Annotated in this window: 18 protein-coding genes, 1 tRNA gene and 1 pseudogene; 11 read left to right on the forward strand and 9 right to left on the reverse strand. The window is 74.0% G+C overall.

Features of this window, described 5'->3' with window-relative positions; translation table 11 throughout:
* Window positions 1-18: 18 nt before the first annotated feature.
* Window positions 19-2,079, forward strand: a complete 2,061-nt coding sequence (locus ACFV0Q_RS15040; RefSeq protein WP_385005245.1) for a phosphocholine-specific phospholipase C — start codon at window positions 19-21, stop codon at window positions 2,077-2,079.
* Here ACFV0Q_RS15040 and ACFV0Q_RS15045 read toward each other — a convergent pair.
* Window positions 2,066-2,764 (reverse strand): hypothetical protein, encoded by a 699-nt coding sequence (locus tag ACFV0Q_RS15045; RefSeq protein ID WP_385005247.1) that lies wholly within the window; start codon window positions 2,762-2,764, stop codon window positions 2,066-2,068. The two genes, ACFV0Q_RS15040 and ACFV0Q_RS15045, sit on opposite strands and share 14 nt — an antisense overlap.
* A gap of 18 nt (window positions 2,765-2,782) precedes the next feature.
* On the opposite strand from ACFV0Q_RS15045, the gene ACFV0Q_RS15050 reads away from it, so the two are divergent.
* Window positions 2,783-3,595, forward strand: coding sequence for an alpha/beta fold hydrolase (locus tag ACFV0Q_RS15050; protein WP_385005249.1), 813 nt, complete (start codon window positions 2,783-2,785; stop codon window positions 3,593-3,595).
* 180 nt (window positions 3,596-3,775) lie between these two features.
* Here ACFV0Q_RS15050 and ACFV0Q_RS15055 read toward each other — a convergent pair.
* Both ACFV0Q_RS15055 and ACFV0Q_RS15060 read right to left on the reverse strand, forming a co-directional pair.
* Window positions 3,776-3,848 (reverse strand) — tRNA-His (locus tag ACFV0Q_RS15055).
* Between the two features lie 74 nt (window positions 3,849-3,922).
* Window positions 3,923-4,726 carry a hypothetical protein gene (locus tag ACFV0Q_RS15060; protein ID WP_385005251.1) on the reverse strand — a complete coding sequence of 268 codons (804 nt, stop codon included), beginning with the start codon at window positions 4,724-4,726 and terminating at the stop codon, window positions 3,923-3,925.
* 93 nt (window positions 4,727-4,819) lie between these two features.
* On the opposite strand from ACFV0Q_RS15060, the gene ACFV0Q_RS15065 reads away from it, so the two are divergent.
* Both ACFV0Q_RS15065 and ACFV0Q_RS15070 read left to right on the forward strand, forming a co-directional pair.
* On the forward strand, window positions 4,820-5,671 hold the full coding sequence (locus ACFV0Q_RS15065) for a LysR family transcriptional regulator (protein WP_385005253.1): 852 nt from the start codon (window positions 4,820-4,822) through the stop codon (window positions 5,669-5,671).
* Window positions 5,661-6,797 (forward strand): M24 family metallopeptidase, encoded by a 1,137-nt coding sequence (locus ACFV0Q_RS15070; protein WP_385005255.1) that lies wholly within the window; start codon window positions 5,661-5,663, stop codon window positions 6,795-6,797. Before ACFV0Q_RS15065 ends, ACFV0Q_RS15070 begins: the two co-directional genes overlap by 11 nt.
* A gap of 30 nt (window positions 6,798-6,827) precedes the next feature.
* On the opposite strand, the gene treZ is transcribed toward ACFV0Q_RS15070, so the two are convergent.
* The gene (gene treZ / locus ACFV0Q_RS15075; RefSeq protein WP_385005257.1) at window positions 6,828-8,579 is read right to left on the reverse strand and encodes a malto-oligosyltrehalose trehalohydrolase; all 1,752 of its coding nucleotides are present in this window, start codon (window positions 8,577-8,579) and stop codon (window positions 6,828-6,830) included.
* A 110-nt stretch (window positions 8,580-8,689) separates the two neighbouring features.
* Here treZ and ACFV0Q_RS15080 point away from each other — a divergent pair, with 110 nt between their 5' ends.
* Both ACFV0Q_RS15080 and ACFV0Q_RS15085 read left to right on the forward strand, forming a co-directional pair.
* A complete protein-coding gene (locus ACFV0Q_RS15080) occupies window positions 8,690-9,253 on the forward strand; it encodes an FHA domain-containing protein (RefSeq protein ID WP_385005259.1) in 564 nt (187 codons plus the stop codon).
* Between the two features lie 42 nt (window positions 9,254-9,295).
* Complete coding sequence (locus ACFV0Q_RS15085) at window positions 9,296-9,760, forward strand: GNAT family N-acetyltransferase (protein ID WP_385005261.1); 465 nt, start codon at window positions 9,296-9,298, stop codon at window positions 9,758-9,760.
* On the opposite strand, the gene ACFV0Q_RS15090 is transcribed toward ACFV0Q_RS15085, so the two are convergent.
* Together ACFV0Q_RS15090 and treY are read right to left on the reverse strand one after the other, a co-directional pair.
* Complete coding sequence (locus ACFV0Q_RS15090) at window positions 9,757-11,007, reverse strand: M14 family zinc carboxypeptidase (protein ID WP_385005263.1); 1,251 nt, start codon at window positions 11,005-11,007, stop codon at window positions 9,757-9,759. The two genes, ACFV0Q_RS15085 and ACFV0Q_RS15090, sit on opposite strands and share 4 nt — an antisense overlap.
* A gap of 192 nt (window positions 11,008-11,199) precedes the next feature.
* Window positions 11,200-13,512, reverse strand: coding sequence for a malto-oligosyltrehalose synthase (gene treY / locus ACFV0Q_RS15095; protein ID WP_385005265.1), 2,313 nt, complete (start codon window positions 13,510-13,512; stop codon window positions 11,200-11,202).
* Window positions 13,513-13,594: 82 nt separating this feature from the next.
* Between treY and ACFV0Q_RS15100 the strand changes: the two genes are divergently transcribed.
* Complete coding sequence (locus ACFV0Q_RS15100; protein ID WP_385005267.1) at window positions 13,595-14,944, forward strand: MFS transporter; 1,350 nt, start codon at window positions 13,595-13,597, stop codon at window positions 14,942-14,944.
* Here the strand turns inward: ACFV0Q_RS15100 and glgX are convergent.
* Entirely contained in the window at window positions 14,929-17,043 is a 2,115-nt protein-coding gene (gene glgX / locus ACFV0Q_RS15105; RefSeq protein ID WP_385005269.1) for a glycogen debranching protein GlgX, read from the reverse strand. The genes ACFV0Q_RS15100 and glgX overlap by 16 nt on opposite strands.
* Window positions 17,044-17,339: 296 nt before the next feature.
* Between glgX and ACFV0Q_RS15110 the strand changes: the two genes are divergently transcribed.
* The gene (locus tag ACFV0Q_RS15110; protein ID WP_385005271.1) at window positions 17,340-18,599 is read left to right on the forward strand and encodes an SAV2148 family HEPN domain-containing protein; all 1,260 of its coding nucleotides are present in this window, start codon (window positions 17,340-17,342) and stop codon (window positions 18,597-18,599) included.
* Window positions 18,600-18,822: 223 nt separating this feature from the next.
* Window positions 18,823-19,536, forward strand: coding sequence for a 3'-5' exonuclease (locus ACFV0Q_RS15115; protein WP_385005273.1), 714 nt, complete (start codon window positions 18,823-18,825; stop codon window positions 19,534-19,536).
* Between the two features lie 9 nt (window positions 19,537-19,545).
* Here the strand turns inward: ACFV0Q_RS15115 and ACFV0Q_RS15120 are convergent, their stop codons facing one another.
* Together ACFV0Q_RS15120 and ACFV0Q_RS15125 are read right to left on the reverse strand one after the other, a co-directional pair.
* Complete coding sequence (locus tag ACFV0Q_RS15120) at window positions 19,546-20,556, reverse strand: RNA-binding protein (protein WP_385005275.1); 1,011 nt, start codon at window positions 20,554-20,556, stop codon at window positions 19,546-19,548.
* 15 nt (window positions 20,557-20,571) lie between these two features.
* Window positions 20,572-21,423, reverse strand: a complete 852-nt coding sequence (locus tag ACFV0Q_RS15125) for a phosphotransferase (protein ID WP_385005277.1) — start codon at window positions 21,421-21,423, stop codon at window positions 20,572-20,574.
* Between the two features lie 103 nt (window positions 21,424-21,526).
* On the opposite strand from ACFV0Q_RS15125, the pseudogene ACFV0Q_RS15130 reads away from it, so the two are divergent.
* Together ACFV0Q_RS15130 and ACFV0Q_RS15135 are read left to right on the forward strand one after the other, a co-directional pair.
* A pseudogene (locus ACFV0Q_RS15130) lies at window positions 21,527-21,841 on the forward strand (glycosyltransferase); the annotation flags it as partial.
* Window positions 21,838-22,389 carry a DUF1697 domain-containing protein gene (locus ACFV0Q_RS15135; protein ID WP_385005279.1) on the forward strand — a complete coding sequence of 184 codons (552 nt, stop codon included), beginning with the start codon at window positions 21,838-21,840 and terminating at the stop codon, window positions 22,387-22,389. The pseudogene ACFV0Q_RS15130 and the gene ACFV0Q_RS15135, both read left to right, overlap by 4 nt.
* The last annotated feature ends 1 nt before the right edge of the window (window position 22,390 follow it).

The raw sequence follows: 22,390 nt of genomic DNA on the forward strand, positions 1-22,390 counted from the left end.
CCCCAGAGGTCGTCTCCCATGGCTGAACTCAATCGGCGCCGGTTCCTGCAGATCGCGGGAGGAACCGCCGCGGCCGCGATGCTCAACGAGAGCATCGCCCGGGCCGCCGCCATTCCCGCCCAGGGCACCACCGGAACCATCCAGGACATCGAGCACATCGTCGTCCTGATGCAGGAGAACCGGTCCTTCGACCAGTACTTCGGCTCGATGAAGGGCGTACGCGGCTTCGGCGACCCGCGCCCCGTGCTCCAGGACAACGGCAAGTCCGTCTTCTACCAGTCCAACGGTACGAAGGACATCCTCCCCTTCCACCCGCAGGTCAACGACCTCGGCATGCAGTTCGTCGAGGGCCTCAACCACGACTGGGCCGGCGGCCACCAGGCGTACAACAACGGCAAGTACGACAAGTGGGTCCCGGCCAAGACGACCACGACCATGTCGTACATGACCCGGAACGACATCCCGTTCCACTACGCCCTCGCCGACGCCTTCACCGTCTGCGACGCCTACCACTGCTCCTTCATCGGAGCCACCGACCCCAACCGCTACTACATGTGGACGGGTCACACCGGCAACGACGGCACCGGCGGCGGTCCGGTCCTCGGCAACCAGGAGGCGGGCTACGGCTGGAAGACGTACCCGGAGCGCCTGGAGGCGGCCGGGGTCTCCTGGAAGGTCTACCAGGACATCGGCGACGGCCTGAACGCCGCCGGCTCCTGGGGCTGGATCAGCGACTCCTTCCGCGGCAACTACGGCGACAACTCCCTCCTCTACTTCAACAGCTACCGCAACGCCCAGCCCGGCAGCGCCCTGTACGAGAAGGCGCGTACGGGCACCAACGCCAAGGCGGGCGAAGGGTACTTCGACAAGCTGCGCGCGGACGTCGTGAACGGCACGCTGCCCCAGGTCTCCTGGATCGCCGCGCCGGAGGCCTTCAGCGAGCACCCGAACTGGCCGGTCAACTTCGGCGCCTGGTACATCTCCCAGGTCCTGGACGCGCTCACCGCGAACCCCGCCGTGTGGGCGAAGACGGCCTTCTTCATCACCTACGACGAGAACGACGGCTTCTTCGACCACGTCGTGCCCCCGTACCCGCCCACCTCCGCCGCCTGGGGCCTGTCCACGGCGGACGTGACCCGCGACCTCTACGCCGGGGGCGGCGGCTACGCGGCCGGCCCCTACGGCCTCGGCCCGCGCGTTCCGATGATCGTCGTGTCCCCCTGGAGCAAGGGCGGTTACGTCTGCTCCGAGACCTTCGACCACACCTCCGTGATCCGCTTCATGGAGAAGCGCTTCGGGGTGCAGGAGCCCAACATCTCGCCGTGGCGCCGCGCCGTCTGCGGCGACCTGACCTCCGCCTTCGACTTCAGCCGCGCCGACGCCTCCCCGGCGGCGCTGCCCTCCACGGCCGGCTACGTCCCGCCGGACCACAACGCGCACCCGTCCTACCACCCGGTCCCGCCGGCGACGGGGTCCCTGCCGAAGCAGGAGGCGGGCTCCAAGCCGACGCGCGCGCTGCGCTACTCCCCGTACGTGGACGGCAAGGCCACCGTCTCCACCGGCCAGTTCACCCTGACGTTCGCCTCCGGGCCCTACCTCGGCGCCCACTTCCACAGCACCTCGGGCAACCGTACGGACGGCCCCTGGCCCTACACCGTCGAGGCGGGCAAGGTCCTCTCCGACACCTGGAGCACGAGCAGCTCGACCGGAAACCAGGTCAACCTCACGGTCTGGGGTCCCAACGGCTTCCTGCGCACCTGGAAGGGCCCGGCGAAGAAGGCGGGCCCCGAGGTCACGGCCCGCCACGTGGACGCCGCCGGCAACCTGGCGCTCACCCTGACCAACGGCGGGACCGCCGCGGTGAACCTCACCGTGACCAACGCCTACGACGGCGTCCCCCAGACCTTCAAGGTCAACCCCGGGGCCACCGTCTCCACCACGGTCGACTTGCGCACGACGGGCCGCTGGTACGACGTCAAGGTCGTCTCCGACGCCGACGCCACCTTCCTGCGCCGTTTCGCCGGCCACGTGGAAACGGGCGCCCCGGGCGTCTCCGACCCGGCGCTCAAGACCGTCTGACCCGGTCTTCCGGCACCCGCAACAGCCGCCGCTCCAGCACCGCGAGGTCGCCGGGGCGGCGGCCGCGCGCGTACCGCAGGAGGACGTCGCGGGCGGCGTCCGGAACGCGGCGGCGCTTGGGGTGCCGGGTGGTGAACTCCTCGCTCGCGAAGAACCGCACGGCACCCTCCAGCCCCGCCCGGTCCGCCTCCAGGACCGCCCGGGCCAGTTCGTCCGCGGGCGCCACGGCCAGCAGCAGTCCGGGGCCGCGCTCGGCCAACAGCCAGGCCGCGTCGCGCGGTTCCTCCCGTACGGCACCCAGCCAGCCGAACACCACGGCGAACGGCATGCCCCGCGGCCGGTCCGGCTCCTCCTCACCCCCCGCCAGCGCCCGCGCGTACCCCCGCAGCCCCCCGGGCGCCGCCGCGACCCACCGGGCCCGGTGCCGGGCGGGGATCCCGTCGGGGGACAGCGGGTCGCGCAGGCGGACGGCGTCCTCGGTGAGGTGCGGGTCCTCCCAGGGCTCGCCGCACATGCACACGAACGCCGGCTCGGTGGTGGTGGCGTGCGGCTCGGTGGCGGTGACGGCCCGGATCTCCGCCGGGTCGCGGATCTCGTACGTCGGGGGGTGGTGCGGGTGCCGAGCCCCGTCGGGCCGCGAGAACTCCCCCATGAGCAGCGGCTCCGCGCCGGATGTCGGTATCACGGTGTGATGGTAGGCCCGGTGGGCAGAACGTACGGCGTCGGTTCGCACCGCTTCGTCACCGAGGGAGAACACATGGCCATCGCCCACCGCAGGATCGGCACCGGGCCCGTACGCGTCATCGTGCTGCACGACTGGTTCGGGACCTCCGCCAACTGGGGCTCCGTACTGGACTACCTGGACCCGGAGGAGTTCTCGTACGTCTTCCTCGACTACCGCGGCTACGGCGAGCGCCGGGACGTGCCCGGCCGCCACACCCTCGCCGAGATCGCCGACGACGTGCTCGAACTCGCCGACCAGCTCGGCTGGGACACCTTCTCCCTGCTCGGCCACTCCATGGGCGGCAAGGCCGTCCAGCAGGTGCTGGTCCGCGCCCCCGAGCGGATCGAGAAGCTGATCGGCCTCGCCCCGGTCCCCGCCGCGCCGTACGCGATGGACGACCAGACCCACGCCCTCTTCTACGGGGCCGCCGAGGACCCGGAGAAGCGCCGGATCATCCTCGACCTGGTCACCGGCAACCGTGCGAGCCGCCACTGGGTGGACCGGATGGTGGCCCACTCCCTCGCCGTCTCCCGCCCCGAGGCCTTCGCGGGCTACCTGGCGAGCTGGCAGCCGCTCGACCTGTCCTCCGCCGTCAAGGGCAACACCGTGCCGGTGCTGGTCCTGGTGGGGGAGTACGACCTCGCGCTCACCGCCGAGGTGATGCGGGGGACCTGGCAGGCCTTCTACCCGAACTGCGGGATCGTCACGCTCCCCGGCTCCGGCCACTACCCGCCGCACGAGACCCCGGTGGCCTTCGTGACGGAAGTGGAGGCCTTCCTCCGCGCCCGCTGAGCCCCGGACCGGCCCGTCGTCGCGGCCGGGCCGGAAGCGGAGGCGGAAGTCGCGCCGCCGGACGTCCATCGTGACCTACGCGACCTCAGGGGATTCTCGGGCGTGATCTTGAGTGTGCCATCCCGGGGAAACGCCTATGGGGGCTACGAGGAGAACCTCGTAGCCCCCACGGGACTGAAGGGTGAGTGACGGGACTTGAACCCGCGGCCACCTGGACCACAACCAGGTGCTCTACCAACTGAGCTACACCCACCACGAAGGGTGGCGGACCACCCGTTCGTCGTGCATGCACAGCATAGCCGATCGGACGGGTGCCCCCGCGACGGGTTATCGGACGGTACGGCTTCCGGCCAGGGTGGCGGCGAGGCGCGCGGCCAGGCCGTCCGTACGCCGCGCGGCCCGCGCCACGGCCGCCTCGGCCAGTGCCCGGATCACCGGGTGCGGCCGGCTCCCGTCGCCGGCGAGCTCCGGCTGGAAGAGGGTGGCGAGGTAGAAGGGGTGCCCGGGCAGTTCCACGATCCGCACCTGCCCGTCCTCGTCGTGCCCCGACAGCCGCAGCCCGTGCGCGGTGAGCGCGGGCAGGCGTTCGGCCGCCGGGCCGTAGTTGCAGTGGTAGCGCTCCATCGACCGCTCGGCGCCCAGCGCGGACTCGGCGAGCGATCCGGGCTCGGTGCGTACGAGCCCCTCGTGCCCGACCAGCGAGCAGGCGAGCGGCGCGATCAGCACGTCCGTCGCCCCGGGGTCGTTCTCGGCGTGCGCCGCGTCCCGCAGGCCGCAGACGGTGCGCGCGTACTCCAGCAGGGCGTGCTGGAAGCCGCCGCAGGTGCCGAGGAAGGGGATCCCCTCCTCCCGGGCCACCCGGATCGCGGCCAGCACCCCGGACTCGCTCGCGTACGGGCTGCCGGGCAGCACCCACAGGGCGTCGAAGCGGGCCAGCGTCCCGGCGGCGGCCTCCGCCGCGGCGTCGGCCGTCGGGATCCAGCAGGCGTCGAGGACGAGTCCGTCGCGTGCCTCCAGGGCCTGGAGCAGGAGCGGGATCCGGGTGTGGGACTTCACGTGCGGGGAGCGGTCGCCGACGAGGGCGATCCGGGCGACGGCGGTGGTCTGCGGCTGAGGTGCGGTGGTGGTCATGTGGATCATCCTGCGGCCGGATCCCACTTCAGCGCCAACGATTGTTCCTGCACTTCTGATAAGCGATCCTGATGGGGATGCGATCCTGGAGGCATGGACCCGCACCTCCTGCGCACCTTCGTCGCCGTCGCCCGGCTCTCCTCCTTCTCCGCCGCCGCCCGCGAGCTCGGCTACACCCAGTCCGCCGTCTCGCAGCACATCGCCGCCCTGGAGGCCGACCTGCGGGCCGAGCTGCTCACCCGGCGGCCCGTCGCGCCCACCCCCGCCGGAGCCCGGCTGCTGGAACACGCCGGCCCGCTGCTGCTGCGGCTCGACGCCGCCCGCGCCGACGTGCTGCGGCTGGCCGCCGCGCCGCCCGGCCGGGTCACCCTCGCCGCCTCCCCGCTCGCCGTCGGCCCCCGGCTGCTCGCCGCGCTCCCCGCCACCGGCGTCACCCTGCGCGTCCTGCCCCCCGCCGCGGTACCCGCCGCCGTCGCCGCCGGGGACTGCGACCTCGGCCTCGTCGACGGTCCCGCCGCCCCCAGCGATCCGCTCCGGCTGCCCGACGTGGCCCCGCTCACCGTGACCGGGGTCGCCGAGGAGGAGCTGGCCGTACTGCTCCCCGCCGGGCACCCCTTCGCCGGCCGGGACTCCGTCCGGCTCGACGACCTCGCCGACGCCCGCTGGCTCGACGCCCCCGACGTGGGCCTGCCGCTCACCGCCGCCCGGCGCGCACTGCGCTACGAGGGCACCGACCTGCGGGCCGTGTGCGCCCTCGCGGCGGCCGGCCACGGCCTCGTCCTGCTCCCGCGCAGCGTCGCCGAAGCCGCCGGCGCGGGGGTCTGCGTACCGCTCGCCGCCCCGCGCCTGGTGCACCGTACGGAACTGCTCGCGCCCGCGACTCTGTCCGGCGCGGCCGCTGCGCTCGCCACCCGGCTCGCGGCAGGATCCCCGTATGACTCCTGACCCGGTACACGCGGACCCCGCCCCCTTCACCACCGCCGACTACGCCGCCCGGATGGCCGCCGCCGCGCAGAGCGCCGCCGACGCGGGACTGGCCGGCCTGCTCATCGCCCCCGGACCCGACCTCGCCCACCTCACCGGCTACCGGCCCGTCGACACCGAGCGGCTCACCCTGCTCGTCCTCGCCGCCGGCCAGGACCCGGTCCTCGTCGTCCCCGCCCTGGAGGCCCCCGACGCCGCCAAGGCCCCCGGCGCGGGCGCGCTGACCCTGCGCGACTGGACCGACGGCAAGAACCCGTACGGGGTCACCGCACCCCTGCTCGACGTCAGCGGCCGCTTCGGCGTCAGCGACAACACCTGGGCCCTCCACCTCCTCGGCCTGCAAAGGGAGTTGCCCACCACCACCTACACCGCCCTCACCGACGCCCTGCCCATGCTGCGCGCCGTCAAGGACGAGCGGGAACTGGCCCGCCTCGCGGCCGCCGGGGAAGCCGCCGACGCCGCCTACGCCCAGATCCTGCACGTCCCCTTCTCCGGCCGCCGCGAGAGCGAGGTGGCCGCCGACCTGGCCGGGCTGCTGCGCGTCCACGGCCATTCCCAGGTGGACTTCACCGTCGTCGGCTCCGGCCCCAACGGCGCCAACCCGCACCACGAGGCCGGCGAACGCGTCATCCAGCGCGGCGACATGGTCGTCCTCGACTTCGGCGGCCTCAAGCACGGCTACGGATCCGACATCTCCCGCACCGTCCACGTCGGCGAGCCCACCCCCGAGGAACAGCGCGTCCACGACATCGTCCGCGAGGCCCAGCAGGCCGGGGTGGCGGCCGTCCGCCCCGGAGCGGGCTGCCAGGACGTGGACCGGGCCGCCCGCGCGGTGATCACCGAGTTCGGTTACGGCGAGCGCTTCATCCACCGCACCGGCCACGGCATCGGCGTCACCACGCACGAGCCGCCGTACATGATCGAGGGCGAGGAACAGCCCCTCCTGCCCGGCATGTGCTTCTCCGTGGAGCCGGGCATCTACCTGCCCGGCCGGTTCGGCGTCCGCATCGAGGACATCGTGACGGTCACCGAGGACGGCGGGCGCCGCCTGAACAACGCCCCGCGCGACATGGCCATCGTCGAGTAGCGGCTACGACGCCTACGTCCCCTACGTCCCCTACGGCCCCAGCACCACCGCCGATTCGCCCGGTACGTGGATCCGCCCGTCCGGACCCGGGTGTTCCACCGGCTCCCAGGAGGCCAGCACCCGCACCCCGTTGCGGCCCAGCGCGATCGTCACCGGCTCGGCGGAGAAGTTGACGGCCACCCGTACCTCGCCCCGCCGGAAGGTCACCCAGCGACGCTCCTCGTCGTACGCGACCCGGACCGCCGCCAGGTCCGGGTCGCGCAGGTCCGACTGCGAGCGGCGCAGCGCGACCAGCGTCCGGTACCAGTCCAGCAGCCGGGCGTGCGGGGCCTTCTCCGGCTCCGACCAGTCCAGACAGGACCGGTCCCGGGTCGCCGGGTCCTGCGGGTCGGGGACCTCCTCGGCCTTCCACCCGTGCGCCGCGAACTCCCGGCGCCGGCCCGTGCGCACCGCCTCCGCGAGCTGCTGGTCCTGGTGGTCGGTGAAGTACTGCCAGGGCGTCCCCGCCCCCCACTCCTCGCCCATGAACAGCATCGGCACGAACGGCCCCGTCAGCGCCAGCGTCGCCGCGCAGGCCAGCAGCCCGGGGGAGAGGGACGCGGAGAGCCGGTCGCCGAGCGCCCGGTTGCCGATCTGGTCGTGGGTCTGGGTGTAGCCGAGGAAGCGGTGCGCGGGCGTGCGGCGCCGGTCCACCGGGCGGCCGTGGGTGCGGCCCCGGAAGGAGGACCAGGTGCCGTCGTGGAAGAACGCCCGGGTCAGCGTCTTGGCGAGGGCCCCGAACGGCGCCTCGGCGAAGTCCGCGTAGTACGCCTGCGATTCGCCGGTCAGCGCACAGTGCAGCGCGTGGTGGAAGTCGTCGTTCCACTGCGCGTGCAGCCCCGGCCCGCCCGCCGTACGGGGCGTGGTCAGCCGGGGATCGCACTGGTCGGACTCGGCGATCAGGAACAGCGGCCGCGCCGTCTCCACCGCCAGCTCGTCCACGGCCGCCGCCAGTTCCTCCAGGAAGGTCAGCGCCCGCCCGTCGGCCAGCGCGTGCACCGCGTCCAGCCGAAGCCCGTCGATCCGGTAGTCCCGCAGCCAGGCCAGCGCGCTGCCGGTGAAGTACGCGCGGACCTCGTCGGAACCGGGGGCGTCCAGGTTCACCGCCGCGCCCCACGGGGTGTGGTGGGTGTCGGTGAAATAGGGGCCGAAGGCGGGGAGGTGGTTGCCGGAGGGGCCCAGGTGGTTGTGGACCACGTCCAGCACCACCCCCAGCCCCGCCGCGTGCGCCGCCTCCACGAACCGGGCCAGCCCCGCCGGACCGCCGTACGGCTCGTGCACCGCCCAGGGCGCGACCCCGTCGTACCCCCAGCCGTGCCGGCCCGGGAACGGACAGACCGGCATCAGCTCCACGTGCGTGACCCCGAGCGCGGTGAGGTGCCCGAGGCGGGCGGCGGCCGCGTCGAAGGTGCCCTCGGGGGTGAAGGTGCCGACGTGCAGCTCGTACAGGACCGCGTCCTGCAACGGGGTGCGCGGCGCGGCGGCCCCGGGGGTGAGCGGCCCGAAGTCGACCACCGCCGACGGGCCGTCGGGCCCGTCCGGCAGCCGCCGGCCGCGGGGGTCCGGGCGGACCACCGGGTCGTCGCCCAGCAGGAACCCGTACCGGTCGCCGTCAGCCGCCGGCGCCTCCACGGTCCACCAGCCGGCGCGGCCGGGATCCGGATCGGGTGTCATCTCGTGGTCGGCGTCGTTCAGTCGCATGGCGACCCGACCTGTCAGCGGTGCCCACACCTCGAACTGCACGGACGGTCCCCTCGTCTCCGGCGGTGTCCAGCATGCGTATCGTGCCCATCATTCCGGGCCCGCCGGGGGAGTTCTGGACACTCCGCACCCGACGGGCCGACAATCACCCTGTGACATCGAGTTTCGAGTTCCCCGCATTCCCCGCCCCGCGGCTCTCCGACAAGGAGCGCGACCGGGCGCTGGGCCAGCTCAGGGAGGGCGCGGCCCTCGGAAAGCTGTCGCACGACACCTTCCTGCGCCGGATGGAACTCGCCCTCGTCGCCCGGCGCGCCGAGGACCTCGCCGTCCTCACCGCCGACCTCGACGCGCGCGAGGGCGCCGAAAGCCCCTGGACGCATCGGCTGTTCGGCTGGGTGGGCCGCGCCTCGGCCGTGTCCGCCGGGGTACGCCGGGCCTGGCAGGCCGAACGGCTGCCCCGGCTGCTGTTCCCGCACCCGGGCTCGGGCCCGCTGCGGATCGGCCGCGACCCCGGCAACGGGCTGCGGCTCAGCCACGAGACCGTCTCGCGGGCGCACGCCGAGCTGAGCCTGCGCGACGGCAGGTGGATCCTCAAGGACCTCGGCTCCACCAACGGCACCACCGTCAACGGCCGTCGGGTCACCGGCTCGGCCGTGGTCCGCGACGGCGACCAGATCGGCTTCGGCCGCGTGACCTTCCGGCTCTCCACCGGCTGACCCGCCTGGCCGCGGCCGCCGGTCAGGACGCAGGATGGCCCCATGAACCCGACGCCGCCCACCGTGCGCCCCGCCCGCCCCGCTGACCTGCCCCGCCTCGTCGAACTCATCCACGAGCACGTCGCGTACGAGAGGTCGGCCCCGCGCCCGGCGGACCTCGGCGACCGGCTCGGCCCGCAGCTGTTCGGCGGGGACGCCCGGCTGTGGGTGCTGCTGGCCGAGACCCCCGGCGGCGAGGTCGCCGGGTACGCCGCCTGCTCGGAGGAGTTCGCCTTCTGGGACGCCCGCTCGTACCTGCACATGGACTGCCTCTACCTCGCCGAGGACGCCCGCGGCCACGGCCTCGGCGCCGCCCTCATGACCGGCGTGGCGGCCCTCGCCCGCGAACTCGGCCTCGCGCACGTCGAATGGCAGACCCCCGACTGGAACGAAGGCGCGATCGGCTTCTACGACCGCCTCGGCGCGGCCTCCCACCCCAAGCGCCGCTACGCCTGGCCGGTCGCCTAGAGCCGCTCGTACGCGGCGAGCACCGTCCTCGACTGGTGCTCCACCTGGGTGGCCACCGGCACCCAGCGGGCCTGGAAGCGGGCCGCGAACTCCTCGCACCACCCCGTCACGAGGCGGTCCAGTCCGGGCGCCGCCGGATGCCCCTGGGCCCGCAGCACCCGCAGCAGCATCGCGGCGGCGCGCAGCGACAGCCGGCGCCCGAAGGCGTCGATGCTGCCGACGGCCGCCGCCGTGGCCTCGTCCGGCACCCCGGCCCCCGTCCACTCGGCGGCGATCCGGGGGATCAGCCCGAGCGTCCAGTCCACCGCCCGCAGCAGCGCGGCGGACCCGGCGTCCTCCGGGCCCCGGGCCCCGCCGCGCAGCCCGGCCACCCGTCCCGAGTCCTCGGTCAGCCGTGCGGCGAGCATCCGCAGGGCGCCCCGCGGGTCCGGGTGCGGGGCGGGATCGTCCACCAGGTCCGAGGCCCACATGGGCACCTCGACGATCGCCGTCGTGCCCTCGTGGCACCAGGTGCTGAGCCGGGTGTCCTCCGGGTGGAACGCCCCTGCGGGCCCGGCCCCCGCCTCGGGCATCACGAAGATCCCGGGCCCGGGGGAGGCCCACCCGGCCGCGTCCGAGGCCCCCGTCTCCACCGGGATCCGCAGCTCGGCCGCCGACTTCGCGAACGGCTCGGCCAGGCCCGGGACGTCCCGGGTGAGCTGCACCCAGGACCCGCCGAGGTCCGTCCCGTGCAGGGACACCTGCAGTACGGGCCGCAGCTCGCCGATGAGCGCGGTCAGCGCACGGGTCTCGGGCGGGAGCCGGTCCGGGGCGACTAAAGACGGCGCCCACTCCGGCTGTTCGGGACCGGGCGGCCGGAAGAAGTTGCGGTGGTAGTCCAGCAGCGAGTACGGGCGCGGCGTGCGGTGCAGCTCGGCGCCGTCCGGATCGGCACAGAGCAGGAAGTGCCAGCCCGCCCCGCCACCGCCGTCCCGGAGCACCCGCCGGGCGAGGTCCAGGGCGGTCGCCCCGCCGACGGGCTCGTTGGCGTGGGCCCCGGCGACGACGAGCACCTGACGCCGGCCGTCGCCGCCGCCGCCCCGCCCGTCGACGGAGAGCAGCCAGAGCGGCCGGCCGGCACGCGAGACACCGGCCTGTCGGAGCCCGGCCCGGGCGGGGTGCTCGTCCACCAGCGCACGGGCGGCCAGGGCGAGCTCCTGCGGGGTGGGGTAGCGCATGTCACGGAGGAGGGTCACAAGTGATGCCATGCCCGCCCCGCACGCCCCCTACTGCTCCCCCCGCCCACCAAAACCCCTGGCCAAAGCCTCGCCCCGGAAAGCGGAATCCGAGCCGGGCCGGCCGAGGTCCCGCCCCACGGCACCCCGGCCCGCGCCCGGGGAGGCGGGTGGGCAGGCGCCGGCTCGCCCCGGTGTCCCGAGGGGGTCAGAGGCGCCGCCCCGCTACTCCCCCCGCACCAGCGCCACCACCGGCAGGGCGGCCAGGAGCTCCGCCAGAGCCACCCGGCCCTCGTGCGGGGTTGCGTGCGAAGCCCCCATCGGACGCCACACCCCCGGCGGGAGGTCCAGGGTGGTGTCCCGCCAGCCGCCCGAGCGGGCCAGGCGGTGGGACAGGCGGGTGGCCACCGCCACCAGGCCGCCCGACCTCGCGAAGGCCACGCAGTGGGAGGCCGCCGGGCCCGAGGCCGTCAGGGGCACGTAGCCGGTGAACAGCCCGGGCCGGTCGCGGCGCAGCCGCAGCAGGGCCGTCGTCAGCGCGAGCTTCTCCGCCGCCAGGCCGTGCGGGGCGGTGCCCGCGTCGAGGGCGGCCAGCGCCTCGCGCGGGAACTCCGCCGGGCGGCGGTTGTCCGGGTCCACCAGAGCCCGGTACTCGGTCTCCGAGCCCTGGTACACCTCCGGCACCCCCGGCATGGCCAGGTGGAGCAGGGCCATGCCCAGGACGTTGGCCCGGGCCGCCTCCGCCAGCTCCGGGGGCAGCTCCAGCGCCTCCCCGGGCACCAGTTCCGCGATGCCCGCCTCGTACGCCTCGTCGGGGTCGGTCCACGAGGTGCGCAGCCCCGCCTCCCGGGCGGCCTTCAGCAGGGCCGCCGCCAGCCGGGCCTCCCGCTCGGGGACGTCCCCCAGCCCGAGCGCGCTCTGCCGCGCGACCCACGCCAGCTGGGGATCCCCGCTCCCACGACCGCCCCCACGACCGCCCTCACGACCACCCCCGCCCATCGCCTCCGGCGCCTGCGACAGCACCGCGATCCGCGCCCGTACGTCCGCGCTCCGCTTCGTGTCGTGCGTGGACAGCACCGTCCCCGAGGCGGGCCAGTCCCGCTCCAGCTCGGCGCAGTACGCGTGGAACTCCGCCACCGGCACCGCCGGAGCGCCCGGCGCCCCGCCGACCTCGGTGGCCGACAGCAGCGGGGCCCAGCGGTAGAAGGCCCGGTCCTCAAGGGACTTGGCGCGCAGCGCGGCCGAGGTCTGGGCGAAGCGCGCCCCGAAGGCCGGGTCCCGCACCACGAGTTCACGTACCGCCTCCACCCCGGGCACCCCCGCCACCCCGTCGGCCACCACCCCACCGGGATACGGCCGGTACACGGGATAGGCCATCAGCAACTCCCTTACCCCCGCTGCCAGTTCACCCCCGGCCCGCCGCTCCAGGATGGCCAGCTCCGCCGCCAGGTCCACCGTCAGCACCTCCCGGGCCGCCGCCGCGGCCGTCTCCTCCCAGCCGGGCAGGCCGGTGGCCTCCGCGTGGGCGCGGGCCAGCTCCGCGGCACCGGCCGGGTCGGTGAACAGCCCGTCGACCCGGTGCAGCGCGTCGTACCCGGTCGTGCCCGCCACCGGCCAGGCGCGGGGCAGCCGCTCCTGGCGGGCCAGGATCTTCTCCACCACCACCCAGCAGCCCCCGCCCACCGCCTCCCGCAGCCGCCGCAGGTACCCCTCGGGGTCCGCCAGCCCGTCCACGTGGTCGATCCGCAGCCCTTCCAGCACCCCGTCCCGTACCAGCTCCAGCACCTTCGCGTGGGTCGCGGCGAAGACGTCCGGGTCCTCCACCCGCACCCCGATCAGGTCCGAAATGGTGAAGAACCGGCGGTAGTTCAACCCGGTGCGGGCCTCCCGCCAGCAGGCGGGCCGGTACCACTGCGCGGCCAGCAGCTCCGGCAGTGGCAGGCCGGCCGTCCCGGCGCGCAGCGGGAATTCCCGCTCCTCGTACCGCAGCACCTCCCCGTCGACGCGGTACCCGGCCGGGTCGGCGCTCTCCGCGAGCACCGGCAGCAGCAGCTGTCCGCCGCCCGCCTCCCAGTCGATGTCGAACCAGCGCGCGTACGGCGACCGCGGCCCCTCCCGCAGCACCTCCCACAGGGGACGGTTGAGCCGCAGCGGGTCCGGCACCGCCATGTGGTTCGGCACGATGTCGAGGACCAGCCCCAGCCCGTGCGCCCGGGCGGTCGCCGCCAGCGCGCGCAGCCCCGCCTCGCCGCCCAGCTCGGCCCGCACCCGTGTGTGATCGGTGACGTCGTACCCGTGCGCCGATCCCGGCACCGCCTCCAGCACGGGCGAGAGGTGCAGGTGTGACACGCCGAGCGAGGCGAGGTACGGTACGGCTGCCCCGGCCGCGGCGAACGGGAATCCGGGATGCAGTTGGAGACGGTAGGTCGACGCCGGGACGGCAGGCTCCGGAACATCAGATTCCGAAGATTTCGACGGACTGTCAGACGGACTGTCCGACGGAGTGTCTGATGGACTGCTTGAATACTGCAGGGTCATGAGAACGTACGTACCCAGCCCACGCGATTCCGTGCCATTACCCAATGCATCCGGGTGACTGCGCCGGGTTAATGTCGATCAAGTGGTTGGAACCGTCAACACCTATCGCAAAGTCATCGCCCTGACCGGGCCCCTACTCCCGCTCATTTCGTTCTTCGCCCGACTGCCCGTCGCGATGTCCCAGTTCGGGAGCGTCCTGCTGGTCGCCGAGACCAGTGGTTCCCTCGCCACCGCGGGCATCGTCGGCGGCACCCTCTCGGCCGGCCAGGTGGTCTTCGGACCCGTCCTCGGCCGGCTCGCCGACCGCCACGGGCAGCGGCCCGTCGTCCTCGCCGCGGCCGCCGTCAACGCCGTCGCGACCGCCGCCCTCGTCGCCGGTGCCCTCGGGGGCCTGGCGACCGTACCGCTCGCCGCGATCGGCGCCGTCACCGGTGCCTCGGTACCGCTGATCGGGCCGCTCGCCCGGACCCGCTCCGTGGCGCTCGCGCACCGGGCGCGGTCCGACGAGAGCGTCGTGGGCGCGGTCCACTCACTGGAAGGCACCCTCGACGAGGTCTCCTTCGTCTTCGGTCCCGCCCTCGTCGGCCTCGCCGCGCTCGTCGCCCACCCGGCCGTCGCCCTCGGCGGCGCGGCCGCCCTGGTCGCCGTGTTCGCCTCCGCCTACGCCCTGCACCCGACCGCCGCCGTCACCGCCGGATCACCGGCGCGGGCGCGCGGCGCGGCGGTCAGGGTCCGCCACCCCCGCGTGGTCCACGCCGTCCGCGGCTCCCTCGCCCTCCAGGGCGCCATGTTCGGTGCCTGCCAGGCCGGGATAGCCTCGCTCACCGCGCAGTTGGGGGTCCCCGGCCAGGCCGGGATCGTGTACGCGGCCATGGGCGTCGTCAGCGCCGCCGTCGGCCTCGCGCTCGGCGCGCTGCCCGCGCGGTTCGGGCTGCGGCTGCGCTGGCGGGTGGCCACCGGCGCCGCGCTGGTCCTCTCGGTGCCGCTGCTGTTCACCGGCAGCCTCTGGCCGCTGTACGCAGTCGTCACCGTCCTCGGCGCCGCCTACGCCCCGCACCTGATCACCGCCTTCGCGCTGACCGAGCGCGTCGTCGAGCCCGCCCGGCTCGCGGAGGCGATGGCCTTCGCGGCGAGCTCGCTGGTGGCCGGCCAGGCCGTCGCGCTGGCCGTCTCCGGGCGGCTCGCCGAGGCCTACGGTCCCTCCGGGGCCTTCGCGGTGGCGGTGGGGGCGGCGGCGCTCTGCCTGACCCTGGCGCTGGTCACCCGGGTGCCGTCCGCCCGCCCGCCGGCCAAGGCCTTCATCCCGGCCCAGCAGACGGCCTCGCCACAGACCTCGCCACCCACCGCCACGACCACACCCGATCCGACCGACAGCAGTACCGACAGCAGTACCGACACCACCACCGACACCACCACCTACGCCGGCCGCTGAAGCACCACCAGACACCGTCCTGTCAGAGCCACCCGGTCCCCGGCCGCGTACTGCGGTCCGGTGCCGGGTGCCAGTACGTCCGCCCGCGCCGTGTCCACGACCAGCCGCCACCGGGCCCCGTGCCCCGCCGGGACGGTGAAGTCCTGCGGGTCGGCGCCCGCGTTGAACATCAGCAGGAACGAGTCGTCCGTGATCCGCTCCCCGCGCGAGCCGGGCTCGGAGATGGCCTCGCCGTTGAGGAACACGGTCAGCGCCCGCGCGTGCTGCGCCTGCCAGTCGCGGGCCCGCATCTCCTCCCCGTGCGGGGTGAACCAGGCGATGTCGGAGAGCTCGTCGTGCGTGCCCTCCACCGGCCGTCCGTGGAAGAACCGGCGCCGCCGGAACACCGGGTGGTCGCGGCGCAGCCAGACCATCCGCCGGGTGAACTCCAGCAGTGTGGGCGCCGGTTTGCCCGGCTCGGGCCAGGTCACCCACGACAGTTCGTTGTCCTGGCAGTAGGCGTTGTTGTTGCCGTCCTGCGAGCGGGCGAACTCGTCGCCGTGGCTGAGCATCGGCACGCCCTGCGAAAGCATCAGCGTCGCCGTGAAGTTGCGCATCTGCCGCTCCCGCAGCTCCGCCACCTCCGGATCCTCCGTCGGCCCCTCGACCCCGCAGTTCCAGGACCGGTTGTGCGTCTCGCCGTCCCGATTGCCTTCCCTGTTGGCCTCGTTGTGCTTGTCGTTGTACGAGACCAGGTCGTTCAGGGTGAAACCGTCGTGGCAGGTGGTGAAGTTGATGGAGGCCAGCGGCCGCCGCCCGTCGTCCTGGTAGAGGTCGGACGAGCCGGTCAGCCGGCCCGCGAACTCCGCGAGCGTACGGGGCTGCCCCCGCCACAAGTCCCGTACGGTGTCCCGGTACTTGCCGTTCCACTCGGTCCACAGCGGCGGGAAGTTCCCCACCTGGTAGCCGCCCTCGCCCAGGTCCCAGGGCTCCGCGATCAGCTTCACCTGGCTGACCACCGGGTCCTGCTGCACCAGGTCGAAGAACGAGGACAGCCGGTCGACCTCGTGGAACTGCCGGGCCAGGGTGGCCGCGAGGTCGAAGCGGAAGCCGTCCACGTGCATCTCGGTGACCCAGTAGCGCAGCGAGTCCATGATCAGCTGGAGTACGTGCGGGGACCGCATCAGCAGCGAGTTCCCGGTGCCGGTGGTGTCCATGTAGTGCCGGGGTTCCTCGGCCAGCCGGTAGTACGAGGCGTTGTCCAGGCCGCGGAAGGACAGCGTCGGGCCCAGGTGGTTGCCCTCGGCGGTGTGGTTGTAGACCACGTCCAGGATCACCTCGATCCCCGCCTCGTGCAGTGCCCGGACCGCGGACTTGAACTCCAGCACCTGCTGGCCCCGGTCGCCCGAGGCGTAGCCGTTGTGCGGGGCGAAGAAGCCGATGGTGTTGTAGCCCCAGTAGTTGCTCAGCCCGTCGTTGACCAGCCGGTGGTCGTTGACGTACTGGTGCACCGGCATCAGCTCCAGCGCCGTCACCCCGAGCTTCGTCAGGTGCCCGATCACCGCCGGGTGCGCGAGCGCCCCGTAGGTGCCCCGCAGTTCCTCGGGGAGCTCGGGATGACGCATGGTCAGGCCCTTGACGTGGGCCTCGTAGAGGACGGTGTGGTGGTACTCGTGGCGCGGCGGGCGGTCGTTGGCCCAGTCGAAGTACGGATTGACCACGACCGAACTCATCGTGTGCGGGGCCGAGTCCAGGTCGTTGCGCGAATCGGGCCGGCCGAAGTGGTAGCCGTAGACCTGCTCGCCCCAGTCGACCTTGCCGCTGATGGCCCGCGCGTACGGGTCCAGCAGCAGCTTCGCCGCGTTGCAGCGCTGCCCGCGCTCGGGCTCGTACGGGCCGTGCACGCGGAATCCGTACCGCTGGCCCGGCATCACCCCGGGCAGGTAGGCGTGGCGTACGAAGGCGTCCGTCTCGCGCAGCTCGACGGCGGTCTCGGAGCCGTCGTCGTGCAGGAGGCACAGCTCGATGCGCCGCGCGGCCTCGGAGTAGACCGCGAAATTGGTCCCGGCGCCGTCGTACGTGGCACCCAGTGGATACGCCTGTCCCGGCCAGACCTGCATAGATAACGACTCTTCCCATCCTGGTCCGGCTGATCCGGCGTCGATCACGTCACTGCCAGATCTTCCCCGAAAGAGGGTCCGCACGCGTGGACTTGCGATGCTCCTGACGGGTGACCCGGAGAGCTGATATGCGGGTCAGCAGACTGTCGGGGCATCACATAATGAGTCAACGGACGGCCGGACCAGGGGGCATGGGGTCACCTGGGGGCCGCTTCGGGCTGCGTCGGGCCGTGCGCGCGGAGTACCCTTCCGTGATCACTGGAGACGGGCGTCCAGACGCAGAAGGCGGTGCACGGGTGAGCTCGGGAGGTCTGGAGCTGCCCCCTGGTGACAGCGGTCACGAGGGTGGCCCGGCGGACGCCCCAGGGGGCGGCGCGGGCGCGGTGGCGGCCGGGGCGGTGTCACTGGCCCCGCCGGCGGCCGGCGACGTACGGGCCGGGGCCGAGCTGGACTGGGGCGCGGACGCGTGGAGCGAGGTCCGTACGCGGGCCCAGCGCGCGGGCCGTGCGTACATCTGGCTGAACCTCATCGAGCAGCGGCTGCGGTCGGTGGTCGGAGCGGTGCTGCGGCCCGTCTACGAGCCGGTGCACGGCGGCGACGACTGGGTGGTGGCGGCGGCGGGGCCGGCCGGGCAGGAATGGGTGCAGCGGGCGGTGGCCGTCCGCGAGGTCAGCCGGCGCAAGGGCTACCTCCTCGACCCCGCCGACGACAACGTGCTGAGCTTCCTGACGCTGCCGCAGCTGCGCGAGCTGATGGTCCAGCACTGGCCCTGCTTCGAGCCGTACTTCGACGACCGGCGCGAGATCGAGCTGGCCCTCGACGAGCTGGAGGTCACCCGCAACGTGGTCTCCCGCAACCGGGCGCTGTCGCGGCCGGTGCTGGAGCAGGCAGAGCGCGCCTCGGCGCGGCTGCTGGAGGTGCTGGGCGCGGGAGCGGGCAGCCCGGCAGCGGACCGGCTGCCGATCGACGCGGTGGAGGACCTGGTCGGGGACCGGTACGCGGACGTCATCTCGGTCCACCCGGACCGGGTCCGGCTCCAGCGGATGCTTCCGGCCGAGGACCTGTTCGGGGGCGCGCGGCGGCTCGACGCGATCGGTATAGGCCTGAACCTGCTGGTGCAGAACTTCTCCGGCCGAAGACTGGTCCGGCTGTCGGAGGCGGGCTGCCGGGTGCGGCTGCTGTTCCTGAACCCGGCGAGCAGCGCGGTCAAGCGGCGCGAGCGCGAGCTGGGACTGCGCAAGGGCGAGCTGAGCCGGTCGGTGGAGATGAACATCCTGCACGTGCGCCGGGTGCGGGCGGGGCTGAGGGACCCCTCGCGGTTCGACATCCACGTCTTCGACGAGACCCCGCGCTTCACCGCCTACCTGGTGGAGGGGGAGTCCTCGGGGATCGCGGTGGTGCAGTCCTACCTGCGGCGGGCCCGCGGGATGGAGGCGCCGGTGCTGGTGCTGCGCGGGGGCGGGCGGGGGGTGCCGAAGGACGCCGACCACGGGCTGTTCACGACGTACCGGGAAGAGTTCGAGTCGGTGTGGGAGGACTCCAGGCCGGTGTCCTGAGCCCCCCGTCCCGGGCGGGCCGAGGTGGGGCCGGGCCCCCGGCGGCCGGTGTGTCAGTGGCGCGTGGCAGGCTGAAACGCGTTGACCGATACACGGGGGAGGGGCGCGTCATGGAGGCGTGGCACGGGGGAGCAGGGACCGGATCCGGTCCGGGGACGACCGGCGCGGGGCCGGGGGAGTCCGGTGCGCGGCGCGGGCCGCGTGCCGGGGCGGGGGACGGGCGATGAGCTGGCTCAGCGGGCCGCTGGCGGCCTTCGACCTGGAGACCACGGGGACCGATGTCGAGACCGACCGCATCGTGACGGCGGCGGTCGTACGGCTGGACGCGGACGGCGCCGTCTCGCGGGAGCGGACCTGGCTGCTCGATCCGGGGGTGGAGATACCGGAGCAGGCGTCCGCGATCCACGGCATCTCGACGGAGCACGCCCGGGCGCACGGGGTGCCGGCCGCCGAGGCCGTCGAGGAGATCGCGCGGGCCGTCGCCGACGGCCTGGGCGCGGGGCGTCCGCTGGTCGTGATGAACGCCCGCTACGACCTCTCGCTGCTCGACCGCGAGTGCCGCCGGTACGGGGTCGCGTCGGTCAGCGAGCGGCTGGGCGGCGTACCGTCGCCCGTCATCGATCCGCTGGTGATCGACAAGCACGTCGACAAGTACCGCAAGGGCAAGCGGGCCCTGCACGCGCTGTGCGCCCACTACGGGGTGTCCCTCGACGACGCGCACGACGCCAGGGCGGACGCCGTGGCCGCCGCCAGGGTGGTGCGCCGCCTGGGCGAGCGGCACCGGCCGGTAGGCCTGATGCCCCTGGCGGACCTGCACGCCCTCCAGGTCCGCGCGGCGGCGGAACAGTCCGTCTCCCTCCAGGCGTACCTGCGCCGCACCACGGATCCGACGGCAGTCGTGGAACCGTCCTGGCCCCTCATCCCGCACGCCCGCTGACGGAGCCGGTCAGCCGTTGCGGAGCTCCTGCGCGGCGGCCCAGTGCAGGTCGGCCGGCGTGGGTTCGGTCCTCCAGCGGGCGCGGAGGACGCCGTCGGGGTCGGGGAGGACGGCGGTGAACAGGGGGTGGCGGTCGTCGAGGGTCAGCGGGAGCGCGGCGGCGGCGCGGGCTCCGGACAGGCGGGAGACCAGTTCCGGGGAGCGGCAGTCGTCGACGATGGCGCTGGTGATCGCCCCGTTCGCGTCCTCCCAGACGATCTCCGTCGTGTCGTCCTCGGGGAGGGCGGCGAGGACGGCGGCCACGTCGGTGGACAGGTCCGGCCAGACGGTCAGCTGGGCGCGCGGGGTGAGGCGCGCGCGGACCGCGTCGAGGGTGTCCTCGGCGAGGCGGTGCCAGCGGGAGGCGTTGTAGACGTACACCTCCTCCAGCAGCGCCGCCCGTCCCGTCGCGACGGACCGGCGGACCAGGGCCCAGAAGTCCTCGTCGGCGGGGCGCTGCACACCGGGCTCGTCGAAGTCGTCGGCGTACGGAGAGGCATCCAGCGGCTCCGGGAAGAGCCCCAGGGACCGGGTGAGGGCGACGGCGCTCCCGCAGGGCCGGTCGCTGCCGACGTAGAGGTACTGGTCCCATCCGACGTGCACGGCGAACCTGTCCTCGACCTCCAGGCTGCACCATGCGCCGTTGTCGCGGAGCATGCCCCGGACCAGCTCCAGGCCGACGTCGAGGGACACCTCCGCGCCGTCGTGGTACCCGCTGAGGTCGGGCGGGAAGAGCCCGGCGAGGCCGTGGCCCTCGATCGCGGGCTCCAGACCGAAGTGGGTGAACCCGGCGGAGATCTGCGGCTCGCGCACGGTCAGGTGGCGGATGCCGGTGGCCTCGGCGAAGGCGGCGACGGCCCGCAGGTAGGCGGCCTCGACCGGACCGTGGTCGCTGGTCTCGTCCTCACTGCCGGTGTAGTGGCCGTGCTCGTCGCGGTCGGCGGGGTCGTACTTGGTGATCCGGTGGACGAAAAGCGACACGGTGCTCCGTAGGGCTCAGAAAGGGTGCCAGCGCAGTTCCGTGTCGCCGTCGCGGAGCGAGGCCACGCGGCGGCGGAATTCGGACAGGGCGTCGGGGTTGGACGGGGCGTGCTGGGAGACCCAGGCGCAGCTCGCCGTTTCGCGGGCGCCGCGCAGGACCGCGCACCCCTCCCACTCCCGTACGTCCCACCCGTACGCGGCGGTGAAGGCCGCGTAGGCGTCGGCGGGCAGCCCGTACCGGTCCCGGGACAGGGCCATGACCACCAGGTCGTGCTCCCGCAGGTCGGTCGATACGGTTTCCAGGTCCACCAGCACCGGCCCGTCCGGGCCGACGTGGACGTTGCGGGGCAGGGCGTCGCCGTGGATCGGGCCCGGCGCCAGGTGCGGGGTGAGCGCGGCCACCTCGTCGGCGTACGCGTCGCGCCGGGCCCGCAGGTACGCCGCGTCCTCGGGGTCGACGGCCTCGCCGGCCAGCCGCAGCCAGCGCTCGACGCCGCCCAGCAGGTCCCGCGCCGGCAGGACGAACGGCGGTGCGGGCAGCGCGTGCAGCGGGCGCAGCAGTGCCGCGAGGTCGGCGGGGCCCGCCGCGCGGACGGCGTCGGGCAGCCGGTGCCAGAGGGTCACGGGGTGGCCGTCCACCAGGCGGGGCTCCGGCTCGGCCGCGCGCACCGCCGGGATCCCGGCTCCGGACAGCCAGTCGGCCACCGCCAGTTCGCGTTGGGCCCGCTCCAGCAGCCCGGCCTCCCGGCCCACCTTGGCGACCAGGCCGCCGAGGGCGAAGACGGCGTTCTCGCCGAAGGAGAGCAGCTCGGCCGGACCGGTGAGACCCGCCTGTGTCAGTACGTCCCTGGCCCGCGCCTCGTCCATGCCGTTCGTCCCGCCCTCTCGTGCCGTGCGGCCTTGCGCCCTCGCGCCTCCGACGAAGTTTCGCATCCCCGCGCGGTACGGGCGTACGGGCCCATACGGTTGCATCACCCACGCGGGCGCGGGCGGCAGCCGGGAGGGCCTCGCCACCGCCACCCCCGTGGTCGCCGTCCCCCAGGCCGTCGACCAGTTCGGCAACGCCGACGTGCTGGCCTCCCTCGGCGTGGCCCGCCACGTCCCGATGGAGGAGGCCGACGCGACGACCCTGCGCGAGGCCGTCCTCGGACTGCTCGCCGACCCCGAGGTCGCCGTCCGCGCCGAGGCCGTCCGCGCCGCGATGGCCTCCGAGGGCGGCACGCGGCGGGCGGCCGGCCTCATCGAGGCGGCACTGTCGGAGGCGGCCCTTAGGGTGCGCCCATGACGAAGAAGAAATACGCGGCCCTGCTGCGCGGCATCAACGTCGGCGGGAGCAAGAAGGTCCCGATGGCGGAGCTGCGCTCCGTCCTGGAGGGGCTGGGCCACGGCGACGTGCAGACGTACCTGCAGAGCGGCAACGCCGTCTTCACCTCCGGCGAGGGCGACCCCGTCGCCCTCGCCCGGGCGCTGGAGGCGGCGATCGAGGCCCACTTCGGGTTCTTCGTGCCCTGTCTGGTCGTCGACGGGGACTACCTGCGCGCCGTCGCCGAGGCCTGCCCCTTCCCGGCCGCCGAACTGGAGGGCAAGCAGCTCCACGCGACCTTCTGCTCCGCACAGCCCGGCCCCGAGCGCTTCGCCGCGCTCGACGCCCCCGCCTTCCTCCCGGAGGAGTACCGCGTCGGCGACCGCGTCCTCTACCTCTACGCGCCGGACGGCCTGGGCCGCTCCAAACTGGGCGAGGCCCTCGCCAGACCGGCCGTGGTCAAGGGCCTGGACGTCACCACCCGCAACTGGAACACCGTCGCCAAACTCGTCGAACTGACCCGCGCCTAGG

This window comes from Streptomyces sp. NPDC059564, from assembly GCF_042735575.1.
Classification (GTDB): Bacteria; Actinomycetota; Actinomycetes; order Streptomycetales; family Streptomycetaceae; genus Streptomyces.